The organism is Paraflavitalea soli (assembly GCF_003555545.1).
GTDB lineage: Bacteria > Bacteroidota > Bacteroidia > Chitinophagales > Chitinophagaceae > Paraflavitalea > Paraflavitalea soli.
Genome location: NZ_CP032157.1, coordinates 7,301,879 through 7,315,186 on the forward strand (window position 1 = coordinate 7,301,879; position 13,308 = coordinate 7,315,186).

Consider the following 13,308-nt stretch of genomic DNA (forward strand, 5'->3'; position numbering starts at 1 on the left):
TTAACTAAACGATTACAACTCCTTATATGAAACGCTTTTTTCTATTCATAACAATAATTGCCTTGCTGGGCTCCTGTTCAAAGGACCTCCAGGAAGATCCCTATTCCATAGCAGAAGAAACTTTTTACAATACTCCCGCCGAAGTGGCCGCCGGCGTTAATGCCATCTATAGTCCATGGCGTAGTGTAAGTAGCATTGCCGGTCTGTACACCATACAGCTCGAATGTTATGCAGACTATATGTATGGCCGCGGCAGCCATGCGCCCCTGAATGATTATGCCGGGCTCGATAATACCAACGTGACCCGCGTAGGCGATATGTGGCGCAATTTCTACCAGTCCATCCGCAATGCCAACATCATTATCAAAAGAACACCCGAAGGAAAACAAATATCGCCCGCCGATGTTGCGAAATTTGTAGCAGAAGCAAAATTCCTGCGCGCCCTCAACTATTTCCATATGGTGCGCAACTGGGGAGGCGTTCCCATCCGTACAGAAGCGAATATGTTGGAAGTGGAGGTGAAACGCAATACCGCTGCCGAAGTATATGCCCTCATCGTAGCCGATCTGCTGGAAGCAGAGGCCAACCTGCCCGATGTACCCAGGCTCGTAGGAGCGCCTTCCAAATGGGCTGCCAAAACCGTACTGGCCGATGTATACATGAACCTGAATAAGTGGACCGAAGCCAGGGACAAAGCCAATGAGGTCATCAACGCCGGAAAATATTCACTCGTAAACATCACTGTAGCCGATGACTTTGAAAGGGTCTTTGGTGCCGAAGTGGTGACTACTTCCGAAGAGATCTTTTACCTCAAGTTCTCCCGCCTCGGCTCCAACCAGGGATTTCATTATGTCATGTATGCCCACTACCCTGGCTCAGGTTATTTCCCGCCCGGTGGGTTCTATACCAATTACAGCGATGCAGAAGCCATTCCCATCATGAAAAACTGGGACAGGAATGATCTGCGCTATATTTACAACTGGTATCCCAAGACATTCGGCCTGGGTGCCAATACTATTTTGAACCGTAAGTTCAGGGACACCAAAGCCGCCAGCGCCAGCAATGCCGGCAACGATTACCCGATGTATCGGTATGCCGACCTGCTCTTGTTCTATGCAGAAGCAGCCAATAGGGCCAATAACGGGCCTACCGCCGATGCGATGGAAAAACTGAACATGGTCCATCGTCGCGCTTATGGTGTCAACCCCCTGGTGGCCAATCCGTCCATCGACTTTAAACTGGCCGATTACAATACCATGCAATCCTTCCTCGACCTCGTAGTGCGGGAGCGTATGTATGAGACCTGTTATGAAGGAAAAAGATGGCTCGATCTGAAGCGCCTCGGCATCGTAAAACAAGTGATACTTGCTGCCAAAGGAAAAACAGTAGCCGACAAACACCTCCTCTGGCCCATACCCAACATCGAAACAAACTATAATAAAGCCATTGATCCCCAGAAAGACCAAAACCCTGGGTATTGATATTGTCAGAGTTTATCCCGCCCAGCGGGACGAGCTTGTCGAAGCCGGCTAAAGAAGTCAAAGGGTGGGTCGCCCTCATAGGGCGGCTCACCCGATCTAACGAGCACGAACATTCAAAGAACACGTATGCTGATCAAAAAAATTACAACCATCATTTGCAGCTGCATCGCCCTTGGCGCCGCTGCACAAACCACACAGTCCGTCGACATCTGCATCTATGGTGGCTCCTCCGCTGGCGTGATCGCAGCTTATACCGCCAAAAAATCTGGTAAATCGGTCCTCCTCATCGAACCCGGCAAACGTCTCGGTGGTTTAAGTTCCGGTGGGCTGGGCTACACTGATATCGGCAACAAATATGCCGTTACCGGCCTGGCCCTCGATTTCTACCGGCGAATCGGCCGCCATTACGGCAAGTTTGAATCCTGGATATTTGAACCCAGCGTGGCCGAACAAACATTTGCCTGGTATATCAAAGCTGCCAATGTAGAGGTACTCTACAATGCTGCCCTCTTTGAGGTGAAAAAAGAGCAGGGATATATTCGCGAAATAGAAGTCAATGATCCCTTGTCGCCCAAGCCCCAAACTGCCAGGAAGATAAAAGCCAAAATGTTCATCGATTGTTCTTATGAGGGCGACCTCCTGGCAAAAGCAGGCGTAAGCTATACCGTAGGCCGTGAGGCCAATAGCCAGTACAACGAAACCTACAATGGCGTACAGCTAAGGGAGAAACACCAGTTTCCCGATGGCATCGATCCATACAAGGTGCCCGGTAAACCAGAGAGCGGATTGATATGGGGCGTCAGCAATGCCACCCTCGATCCACAGGGGCAGGGCGATAAAAAAGTACAGGCCTACAATTTCCGTATATGCCTGACCAGCAATCCCGGCAACCTCATCCCCATCACCCAGCCCGACAACTACGATCCTGCCAGGTATGAGTTGTTATTACGCCTGTTGGCAAAGAAGCCCGTGGGTGATCTCTGGGGTTTCCTCAAGTTCGACCTTATGCCCAATCAAAAAACAGATATCAACAACAACAACGCTTTCTCTACCGACATGATCGGTATGAACTATGATTATCCCGAAGCAGATTATGCTACGCGTAAAAAGATCACCGATCAGCATACCGATTACATCAAAGGGTTGTTGTACTTCATTGGCCATGACCCCCGCATGCCCGAACACCTGCGCAACCTGATGTTGAAATGGGGCTATCCTAAAGATGAGTACACAGAGTCCGGCAATTGGTCCCCACAAATGTATGTGCGCGAAGCACGCCGTATGGTAGGCCAGTATGTAATGACCCAGGCCAATTGCGAAGGGAAGGAAGTAGTGAAGGATGGCGTCGGTATGGCCGCCTATACCATGGACTCACACAATTGCCAGCGCCTGGTCGTTAATGGCATGGTGAAGAATGAAGGAGATGTGCAGATAGGCGGTTTTGGACCTTATCCCATTGCTTACCGTTGTATCATTCCTAAAACGGAGGATTGTAAGAATCTACTGGTGCCCGTTTGTTTGTCCGCTACACACATTGCTTATGGCTCTATTCGCATGGAGCCGGTATTCATGGTGCTGGGCCAGTCTGCTGCCGTAGCCGCTGCCATGGCCATTGATGCAAAGAAACCTGTGCAGGAAGTGAACATTGCCAAACTGCAGGCGGCAATAAAAAACAATCCCCTGGCCAATGGATCAATACCAGAGATCATTGTTGATAACGACGACAAGGAAAAGGTGCGGACAACAGGCCAATGGACATCACAGAAAGGAGGTTATGGACCATCACACCTGCTGGCACAACAATCAGACAAAGAAAAGAGATCCGTCACTTTTACACCTGTTATTACCCGCGGCGGTAAGTATGATGTATATGTGTACCTGCCCAAAACTGCCAATATGGCCAAAGAAATAGTGCTCCAGGTATTTGATGGCAACAAGAAGAACCCTGCGTCTGTTCATCCTGCTTCCATTCAGGTAGCAGGTCAAACCTCCGGCGAGTGGGTAAGCATTGGGTCTTACCAGTTGCCTGCCGGTAAAAAGTCATATGTAGAGATTGCTGCCGATGGCCCCGGCGGAACAGTAGTAGCCGATGCAGTGCTCCTGATTCCCCGTTAAAGTAACCTGTCACTTATCAGGCTGAGCTTGTCGAAGCTACCCGACAATCCACTGCGATTGATCAAACAATAACGCTATAACAGAAAGGGACTGCTGGATGCAGTCCTTTTCTTTAGAAAGTATTTACTTTACAGGCTTACCCAATAGCTCATGTCAGTATCGCTTCGCTTACAACACCTGGAAAGACCTGCTTATAGCATCGACCTGTTTGTACCAGACCCACAGGAAGTGCAGGATAACTATCTCCGGCAGAAAGAAGAACAGGCGGATACCCCCTTTCCCCACTGGACCAAATTATGGCCTGCCGGCCTGGCCATGGCCGACTTTATCCATGCACATCCGGAAATAGTACAGGATAAAAAAGTGCTGGAGCTGGCTGCCGGACTGGGATTGCCTTCGATGATAGCTGCCAGCTATGCCCAATCAGTTTATTGTACCGACTATCTGCAGGAGTCCGTTACTACGATGGATAGATCAGCCCGGCATTTACAGCTCTCTAATATTACCTGTGCTGTGATCGATTGGAACTACCTGCCCCATGATCTTACTGCTGATGTATTGCTGCTGAGTGATATCAATTATGATCCTGGCCAGTTTGACCAGCTATACCTGGTATTGCAACGATTTATTCAACAAGGCGCCCTCATTTTATTAACTACTCCCCAGCGGCTGATGTCCAAACCTTTTATCGAAAGACTGCTCCCTTTTTGCAGCAGCCAATATGAAATACCCGTTACTCATTTGCAGCAACACACGCCGGTCAGTCTGCTGATGCTCACTGCTTCCACCTGGAACCTCGGAAAGATCGGATCTGTCTATAAATAACAGGCATTGGTCGATCAGATAATCTCTTTTCGGATGATTATTATTTTCTCGCAGGAGGCTCCCTATTTGATTCGAAGTATAAGCCCGCCAATGGCAAAAAGTACAATATTGCTGGCAGGCCCCGTAAACAGTAGTTAGTGATGGCGGCAAGGCGCTTAATGCATAATCCGTTTCCAGATCCGCCGGCATCTTTTCCAATTGCCAGCCTTGTATCCTGGGCATAGCCCATAGTCGAACAAATGATCACTAGTGCGATCGTGTAAAAACAAATGACCTTCTCATTGCTTAAAGTTCGATGTAGGTGGTGTATTTTGACTGGTTTTCAGTACAGTGAAGTACGCATTCTGAACGCAGGAAAGCTGCCTCCAACCTTACTGCTTTCCCTAACTGACGCAAGTTCGCAGCCCAGCCTCGTGCGGCAGGGTACTTGTGCCCTCGAAGCAAACGTGTATTCTTCTGTATTCTATCTCCTGTATTCTTGTATTTACCGCTTCCACCTAAGCTGTACCCCGCCCATGAACCAACTGCCCGGCATGGGCGTGCCCAATAGGTCGCTGTACTGCCGGTCAAACATGTTGTCTACCTGCGCATAGACCGCCAGCATGTTGTGGAAGAAACCATATTGCACTTTTGCATTCATAAGGAAATAATCCCGCGAAAGCGCCGCATTGATGGCGGCTGCCTGTTGTTCCTGCCGTTGTTTGTACAGCCCCGTCACACTCACCAGCAGGTCGCCGTATTCGTAGATCAGCGAGAAGTTGGTGAGGAACTTAGCATGCGAAGAGATATAAAAAGAAGGCGTGCTATCACTGCTGCTGCTCGACAGCCATACAAGTCCTGCTCCGGCCGTCAGTTTGTGCCCCTGGCCAAAGTCGTGAATATACTGTGCATCTGTTTCAAAACCCGTGGTATTTACCTCCGCAACGTTTTTGGCGAGGGCATAGGTGCCGGTGGGAGACAGGTTGGTTTTGCGTGGCATATCCGCATAGGCCGTCGTGCTATAATCGATCAGCCGCTGGTGAAAACGCTGGAAGAAGGTGGCCGATACTTTTAGTTTTTCTTTCCGGAACCAGTCGCCCCCTACTTCATAACTCAGCGATCGCTCAGCCCGCAGGTCAGGATTGCCTACCCGGCCACTCGTTACCAACGCTTTGTTGTAATTGTTGTAGCGCTCCGTGAAATCCGCATCCCGGATCGTTTTGCCCACACTGCCCCGCAATTGCCAGTCGCCCGCCTGCTGCGAGAGGTCAAGCTGTGGCACCAACTCGGCAGTAATGTTCTCAAAGTATACCCACTGCAGCGAAGGCCGCATCGTAAATCCTTCCCAAAGCTTTTGCGTTAAAGAAACGAAAGGTGATACCTGGTAAAGGTTATGATGGCCACGATCGTTGGACGCGATCTTCTTTTCCAGGAAATTAACACCACCCGCCAGGTTGCTGTGTTTGCTGAAACGGTATCCATACAACAATCTCCACTGGAACAACTTGGATACACTGCTGTTGGCTGCCGATAATTTGTTGAAAGCATATCCGTCCGTTACCGATTTGAAAGCCCCATCCACCGAAAAGCTGGCCCTGTTCTTTTCATAACCAATATGCACCTGGTGCCAGCGTGAGGTTACTTTTTCACCCGCCGTATCCGACAGGAAAGTGGTATAATAATTCTGCGCCGCAAAGTCCCGCGTATCATAGGCAAACCGGTAAGCGATACGCCATGATGGGCTGAGCCAGTAGTTGGCCGATACAGAAGCTGTGGTATTGTTGAAATAACCCGTAGTGCCCCGTTGTTGCACCCCATCCGCCTGGTTCCTGAGCACGCCACCTGCCAGGTGCAGCCTGTTGTTGCTGTACACCACCCCGGCATCTGCGCCCCACAAGCCATATTGCCCCGCCTTGGCGCCGGCTGTTACCTTCGTGCTCTTTTGCCCCATCCGCGCTGCAAAGGTTTTGGTGACAATATAGACCACTCCGCCCACCGCATCCGCTCCATAGATCGCCGAAGAAGCCCCTTTCAATACTTCAATGCGTTCGATCTCTGCAGGAGCGATGGGTATATAACTATTGAAGTGCCCCGTATTGGGATCGTTGAGCCGCATGCCATCGAGGATCACGAGCACCTGTTGGAAGGTGCCGCCACGCAACACAATGTCACTTTGTGAGCCCATGGGGCCGCGGGCCTGTATCTCTACGCCGGGTACATACCGCAGCAGGTCGTCGAGCGAATGTACCGGCAGCTTATTAAATCGATCGCCGGGGATGATCGTGATGTTGCGGCCCGTTTCCGAAGCGCGTTGCTGACTTAAGGAAGCCGACACGGTTACGGGGTTGAGCGTGCTATCCTGGGCCTGTGCCATCAGGCCACCCAGGCTCCAGCTTATGATTAACAGGAGGGTCTTTTTTTGCATAACGCGCAAAAGTAGGAACTTTAAACCAGCTACATATGCTGGTATTGCCGGAGGCAATTTGCCTTTCACGCGCTTCAGCGCCTAAGCTATATATCCGCCGGAAGATGGAGTGTGTTGGACTACTGATTCACTGATGTTTCCCTGATCATTCCCTGGTGTTTCCCTGGTCATTCCCTGATCAATCCCTGATCAAGTCGTGGTCAACCTGTGGTCAACTCCTGCCTTATTCCTGCCTAAGCCCCGGGTAAGTCCTGCCCAAACGGTGATCAACGCCGCATCAGGACCTGATCAGGCCCTGGTCCCTTCCAATTATCCCCGTATGCCAACTGTTATATACCCTGTTTTTGCCCGCTTCATAACGTCGCCAAACAGCCGGTAAGTCAAATTATACCGGACACGACCGGACATTTTGGACACCTTACGCCACTATGCGACAGCGCCACTTGGAAACCACCTTTCCGCCATTGTATCATTGTATCGATGGCCAGGCATGACAGCAAATTCTCATACTGGCCTTGCACTTTAGATTTTCTTTCAAATTGGAATTTAATATGCACCCATAATTGACCATCCATGCAGCAAAAGTTTTTTCTATATATTTCTTTACTATTGATCACCACCTTGGTACAGGCGCAATCCGTTAAAGTAACCTTGTCCGGATCAGTGAAAGATGCAAACAGTAAAGCCGCTTTGGCTTTTGTCAATATCACCCTCAAAGCAGCGAAGGACAGCGCTTTTGTGGCAGGTACCATTTCCCGTGAGGACGGCCGGTTTCAGTTGCCCGATATCGCCAGCGGCAATTACCAGTTGCTTATTTCTTATGTAGGGTATACCTCCAAAGCGCAGCCCGTATTGATCGGGCAGTTAACCAACTTCCTCGACCTGGGTGTCATAGAGCTGAAACCAGAAGCCAGATCAATGGATGAAGTGACCGTAACCGCTGCCCAGAACGCCGTCTCCGCCAAAATGGATAAAAAGACCTTCAACCTGGCCGACAACATCAGTCAGTCAGGCGGCTCAGCCCTGGAAGCCATGAAAAACCTGCCCGGCATCACCACCAGTCAGGATGGCAAAGTACAATTGCGGGGCAGCGACAAAGTGATGATCTTAATAGATGGTAAGCAGACCGCCTTGACCGGCTTTGGCGGCCAGACGGGTCTCGACAATATACCTGCTTCGGCCATTGAAAAAATAGAGATCATCAACAACCCTTCTTCGAAATATGATGCGAATGGTAATGCAGGCATCATCAATATCATTTACAAAAAAGAAAAGAAAGAAGGTTTCAATGGCAAAGTGGGTCTTACCGGGGGATTAGGAGCACTCTGGATCAAAAAAGAAAACTACCCCACCATTCGCCCCCAATACCAGGCAACCCCCAAGATCAACCCTTCCCTCTCCCTCAACTACCGGAAAAATAAAGTGAACCTCTTCTTCCAGGGAGATGACCTGTACACAAAGACCCTGAACAAAAATGAGTTCGTGGACAGGTTCTATGACGATGGCTCAGTAGTGAAGCAACAAACAAAAAGAAACAGGACCACCAATTTCCTGACCCTGAGAACAGGCGTGGATTGGTTTGTAAACAGCAACAATACCATCACCGTTGCCGGCCTGTACGGCACCGAAAAGATACTGGACCGGGGCGATGAACCTTTCTTCAATAAGGACCTGGTAAAAAGAGAACGCCTCTGGCAGTTCCTGGAAGATGAATTGAAAACAACCGCCACCGCCACGGCAAGCTGGCAGCACAAATTCAAACAGCCCGGCAGGCTCCTCAATGTAGGGCTCAACTATACCTTCCACCGGGAGGATGAAAAATACAATTTCACCAATATCCAGCCCAATTATACCGGCCTCGATTCTTTCAAGCTACTGTCGGATGAGCATGTGGCCGACGTTAATGTGGATTATGTGCAACCGCTCAAGCATGGCCGTTTTGAAACCGGCCTCAAGTTCAGGAGAAGGTGGATACCCGTCAATATGCAGTTTAAGCCGGGTGTGCACTCCGCTATAGATTCTACTGCAGGCGGTCAGGCCGATTATGCCGAAACCATACCGGCTGTCTATGGCAACTATATCTATGAAAGCAGCCGCTTTGAAATAGAAGCTGGTCTACGCGTAGAATATGTGCACCTCAACTATGAGGTAAACCCCAACCACCCCGTCTACAAAAGCGACGGATACAATTATATGCAGCCCTTCCCCAACCTGCGCCTGGCCTACAAGATCGATGATAACAATAAGCTGTCCCTGTTCTTCAACCGCCGGGTAGACAGGCCCAATGAAGTGGATATCCGCATCTTTCCCAAGTACGATGATGCCGAGATCATTAAAGTGGGCAACCCCGCCCTTCGTCCACAGTTTACCAACACCGTGGAGCTGGGTTACAAAACCAATTGGCACAATGGTTACCTGTTCTCATCCGTTTACCACAAACGGATGGAAGCTACCATCATCCGTATTGGTAGTATTGTACCAGGCAGTACCATCATCTATAATATTTTCCAGAATGCAGGCAAGAGCTATAATACAGGTGTAGAACTGATGCTTTCCCAAAATGCTGCCAAATGGGCCACTTTCAGCCTCAACCTGAATGGCTATGAGAATGTGATCGATGCCTTTACTGTAGTGAATAAATACCCCGTAGAGAATATGTATACAGCAGGCAGGGAAAACATTTTTTCCGGCAACGCTAAGTTCAACGCCTTGTTCCACCTGCCCAATAAAGTAGAAGCCCAGTTGGCCGTCGTATACCAGGCGCCCGACCTCGTGCCCCAGGGTAAGACCTTCTCCCGCTTTTCTATGGATGCGGGCGTTAAGAAAGCCATCCAACAGGGCCGGGGAGAAGTGTTTGTCAACGCGACCGATATCGCCAATACCTTACGGGTAAAGCGGGAGGTCAGGGGCAATGGCTTCCGGTATGTAAGCACCGATTATTATGAAACCCAGGTGATCCGGCTGGGCTACAGCTATAAGTTCTAGCTTTTTAGATCATGAATACCTTTATTAGAACGGAATGACCAATCTTCGATTTTTTGCGGAATAAATTACGCAATTTCCCCTCCTGGCAGCCCCAGCTTGGCTAATTGGTTGGTTAGGCATTTTATTTTTAGGTATAAGCGTATGGATACGCTCAATACAATACCTTCTTCATTACTCTACCGGTGCTTTTGTGCCTGTGCAGGTTTTATACTGGTATCGAGCGATTATACCATTAACCTCATTGGCCTGTATCCCATGATAGACAGTGCCATTGGTTATTTCAAAAGCCTCTTCAGGGGGTAATTAGACTCGCTGGAAGATATAAAATGGATATGTATGAACGATGCCTCTTTTAATATAGCTTTCGAATACGACGGAATACAATATAACGGATGGGTAAGTCCTGCTGAAATACAAAATAAATCGGGAAAGCCATGTTCCTTCCACGTAGTACTCAACGATACAATGTTCGGTAACCTCGCTTACCACGATGATCAATGGAGCGTAGATGAACAGCGCCCGGCCGCAATGGTGGAAATAATTGGTCGTATCATTCAATCCAACCAGTCAAAAAGCTGATTGACCATAAATTTTTTAAATGAATACACTACAACACGTCATAATCGCCGATGATGATGCAGATGACCGTATGCTATTCCGGGATATTGTAAAAGACCTCGGACTTAAACTCTCCCTTCATACCGTCAATGATGGGGTAGAACTAATGGAGTACCTGCATTCCGCCACCCAAATGCCGGAAGCCTTATTCCTGGATATCAATATGCCCAAAAAAGACGGGTTAACTTGTCTTCGTGAGATCAAAGCCGATCCCGCTTTGTGTGCCCTGCCCGTCATCATATTTTCCAACTCCGAAAATATGGTCCTTGTCGAAATGATGCTGAACGAAGGCGCTGCCTATTTCGTAAGGAAGCAGCCAGGCTACAATAAAATGCTCAAACTCCTCAACAGGTTGTTTTCCCTGGATAAGCAATTGCTTGTCCAGCAAAAGGGCCTTCATGAGTTTGTGATCAACTAACTGCAGAATGGTGTTGGGGTAAGCAATCCCCATGATATTACCGGTATAAGGATTGCAGGACGTTTATGTATAAAACCATATGTTATGTCAGACAATAAGCAAAACATCGGTAAACAAGACGATATCCGCGTAGATGCCAACGATCCTTCAGAAGTAGAATACCTGCACCGGCAATTTCCGGACAAAACCCATGAAGAAATTAAGAAAGCCATTCAGGCGGCAGGACCTATGCGGGCCAATATTGTTGCTTACTTACAACGGAAATAAGTGATCCGATAATATGCCATCTACAGTGATCGCTCATATCGAATATGATCCTGTACAGGAATTGCTGAAAATAGCCTTCAGGTCAGGCAGCATTTACGAATACCAACAAGTGCCGGAAACCGTGTATGCAGCAATGAAGCAGTACAGGGAGAAAGGCGTCTACCTCAATAAGTTTATCAAAGGAAAGTATACTTTCAAAAAACTGGCCTGACACGCAAAGCATAGTGATGGATACAATGCAGCTTATAGGCATAGGAGCCAGTATAGGTACCGGTATATCTTTATTCCCGCAGCTTATAAAGGTTGCCCGGGAAAAGAAAGCCGAAAGTGTTTCACTGCCTATGCTGAGTGTGCTTTTTGCCGGATTGGTATTGTGGGTCATTTACGGCATCATGAAGGAAGACTGGATCATCATTATTTCCAATGCAGTATCGATGATCCTCAACGCCTGCACAGCAGTCCTCAGCATAAAGTATAAGCAAAAGTAGAACGATCTTTAAAATATACACAACAGTCCAGTTCTATTGTGTGTTGAGCCCATTCTTCCATGGAACGAACTTCCTGCAGCGCTTTTATGATAAAGTCAAAAAAGACCTAAAATAATCCCTCGTAAAGTTTGCAGTTCGGGAAATAGTTTATAATCTTGCTCTTTCATTCCCACCATAATCATTAGTTTCTTTTAGCATCATTTTCCAACCAAATCGGGTATTGCCTTAGCGGCAATGGTCAGGACTTTCTTGTATTTACATTTCACATAACACCAGCTTATGAGAGCATTATTTGTATGCCTGCTTATTATGAGTATGCATAGCGGAAGGCTTATGGCCCAATCCGACATAACCACTGGCATGCTACCCGTGAACCCCACGCGTATGATGAGCGGGTTGTATGAAAGAACCGCCCGGGCAGACCGCCAGTTGCGCGACAAAAGTTTGCAATACCTCCAACGCTTAAAAACTAAGGAACAACGGCTTTATAAACGACTCTACAAAAAAGATACAGCCGCAGCGAGGCAACTATTCTCCGATATTGAAGAACGATACTACCTGTATGGTCAACAATTGACGACCGATGCACCGCCTATCCATGCCCTGCGACAACAATATGTTCCCAACCTGGATTCAGTAAATGTGGCGCTCCGTTTTTTGCAGGACCATCTGTTGTCAGGCAACACTGCCCTGGCAGGCCAATTACAAGCTGGTATGGCAGGGTTTCAGCAACAGGTCAGTCAAACCTCCGCGCTACAAGCGCTGCTTGCAGGGAGAAGTGAACTACTACAAACGCAATTACGATCTTTTGGCCTGTTGAAAGAGCTCCGGAAATTCCGCCAGGAACTTACTTATTACAAGATCACGGTAGCCCGGTACCGCAGCTATCTGAACCAGCCGGATAAACTGGTCAGCAAACTATTGAGTGCTCTTTCGGCCCAACCCATTTTTAAGCAATTCTTTCAAAGGTATTCTGCGCTGGCCGCCCTGTTGCCTCCTTCACCAGATGCCAACCCGCTGTTGAATCCCGGTGGCGGATTGCAGGTGCGCAGCCTGGTGATGAACAGCCTACAGCAAACTGTGGGTAGCGGCCCTAATGTGAATGAGCTTTTTCAACAACAGATGGGTTCGGCCTATAGTCAGTTGCAAACGATAAAGGATAAGCTGGCGGCATTTAAAAAAGACAAGACATTGAATGATCTGGATGAACATGTGCCCAACCGCCAAAAGACCAGGAGCGTTTTGCAGCGGCTGGAACTGGGCACCAACTTTCAAAGTACGCGGGCCAATGCCTGGTTTCCTACGACTACGGATATTGGTTTGTCGGTTGGCTACCGGCTCAACGATAAAAGCCTTGTTGGGTTGGGCGGCAGCTATAAAGCCGGTTGGGGAAAAGACATACGGCATATTGCGCTCTCACACCAGGGATTTGGGTTGCGCAGTTTTTTAAGCTATAAGATAAAAGGCAGCTTCCATGCTACGGGAGGTCTTGAATACAACTATCAAAAGCCCTTCGGCAACTTCCGCGACCTGCCTGGTATGAACGACTGGCAAAAAAGCGGGCTGGTGGGCATCAGCAAGGTGATTGCGCTGCGGCACAAGCTGCTTACAAAGACACAGCTACAATTGCTGTATGATCTGCTGGCAAAGGACCGCGATGGGACGCAGCGGTTTATTTTTCGCATCGGCTACAATTTTAAATAATAC

General features: G+C 48.6%; 12 protein-coding genes. 11 read left to right on the plus strand and 1 reads right to left on the minus strand.

Features of this window, described 5'->3' with window-relative positions; genetic code table 11:
• Positions 1–26 precede the first annotated feature (26 nt).
• From D3H65_RS28120 to D3H65_RS28130, 3 genes are all read left to right on the plus strand, one after another.
• Positions 27–1,481 carry a RagB/SusD family nutrient uptake outer membrane protein gene (locus D3H65_RS28120; protein ID WP_119053485.1) on the plus strand — a complete coding sequence of 485 codons (1,455 nt, stop codon included), beginning with the start codon at positions 27–29 and terminating at the stop codon, positions 1,479–1,481.
• A 126-nt stretch (positions 1,482–1,607) separates the two neighbouring features.
• Entirely contained in the window at positions 1,608–3,596 is a 1,989-nt protein-coding gene (locus D3H65_RS28125; RefSeq protein ID WP_119053486.1) for an FAD-dependent oxidoreductase, read from the plus strand.
• A gap of 150 nt (positions 3,597–3,746) precedes the next feature.
• Positions 3,747–4,421, plus strand: coding sequence for a class I SAM-dependent methyltransferase (locus D3H65_RS28130; RefSeq protein ID WP_119053487.1), 675 nt, complete (start codon positions 3,747–3,749; stop codon positions 4,419–4,421).
• 484 nt (positions 4,422–4,905) lie between these two features.
• Here D3H65_RS28130 and D3H65_RS28135 read toward each other — a convergent pair whose 3' ends face one another.
• A complete protein-coding gene (locus D3H65_RS28135) occupies positions 4,906–6,825 on the minus strand; it encodes a TonB-dependent receptor plug domain-containing protein (protein WP_119053488.1) in 1,920 nt (639 codons plus the stop codon).
• A gap of 573 nt (positions 6,826–7,398) precedes the next feature.
• Here D3H65_RS28135 and D3H65_RS28145 point away from each other — a divergent pair.
• From D3H65_RS28145 to D3H65_RS28175, 8 genes are all read left to right on the plus strand, one after another.
• Positions 7,399–9,810: a TonB-dependent receptor domain-containing protein gene (locus D3H65_RS28145; RefSeq protein WP_119053490.1), complete on the plus strand. Its 2,412-nt coding sequence runs from the start codon at positions 7,399–7,401 to the stop codon at positions 9,808–9,810.
• Between the two features lie 141 nt (positions 9,811–9,951).
• Positions 9,952–10,113 carry a hypothetical protein gene (locus tag D3H65_RS33090; RefSeq protein WP_162915850.1) on the plus strand — a complete coding sequence of 54 codons (162 nt, stop codon included), beginning with the start codon at positions 9,952–9,954 and terminating at the stop codon, positions 10,111–10,113.
• Between the two features lie 33 nt (positions 10,114–10,146).
• Positions 10,147–10,389 (plus strand): hypothetical protein, encoded by a 243-nt coding sequence (locus tag D3H65_RS28150; protein ID WP_119053491.1) that lies wholly within the window; start codon positions 10,147–10,149, stop codon positions 10,387–10,389.
• A 19-nt stretch (positions 10,390–10,408) separates the two neighbouring features.
• A complete protein-coding gene (locus D3H65_RS28155; protein ID WP_119053492.1) occupies positions 10,409–10,846 on the plus strand; it encodes a response regulator in 438 nt (145 codons plus the stop codon).
• Between the two features lie 84 nt (positions 10,847–10,930).
• Entirely contained in the window at positions 10,931–11,113 is a 183-nt protein-coding gene (locus D3H65_RS28160; protein ID WP_119053493.1) for a DUF3606 domain-containing protein, read from the plus strand.
• A gap of 13 nt (positions 11,114–11,126) precedes the next feature.
• Positions 11,127–11,324, plus strand: coding sequence for a KTSC domain-containing protein (locus D3H65_RS28165; RefSeq protein ID WP_119053494.1), 198 nt, complete (start codon positions 11,127–11,129; stop codon positions 11,322–11,324).
• A gap of 16 nt (positions 11,325–11,340) precedes the next feature.
• A complete protein-coding gene (locus tag D3H65_RS28170) occupies positions 11,341–11,601 on the plus strand; it encodes a SemiSWEET family sugar transporter (protein ID WP_211345566.1) in 261 nt (86 codons plus the stop codon).
• 279 nt (positions 11,602–11,880) lie between these two features.
• Positions 11,881–13,305 carry a hypothetical protein gene (locus D3H65_RS28175; RefSeq protein WP_119053495.1) on the plus strand — a complete coding sequence of 475 codons (1,425 nt, stop codon included), beginning with the start codon at positions 11,881–11,883 and terminating at the stop codon, positions 13,303–13,305.
• The last annotated feature ends 3 nt before the right edge of the window (positions 13,306–13,308 follow it).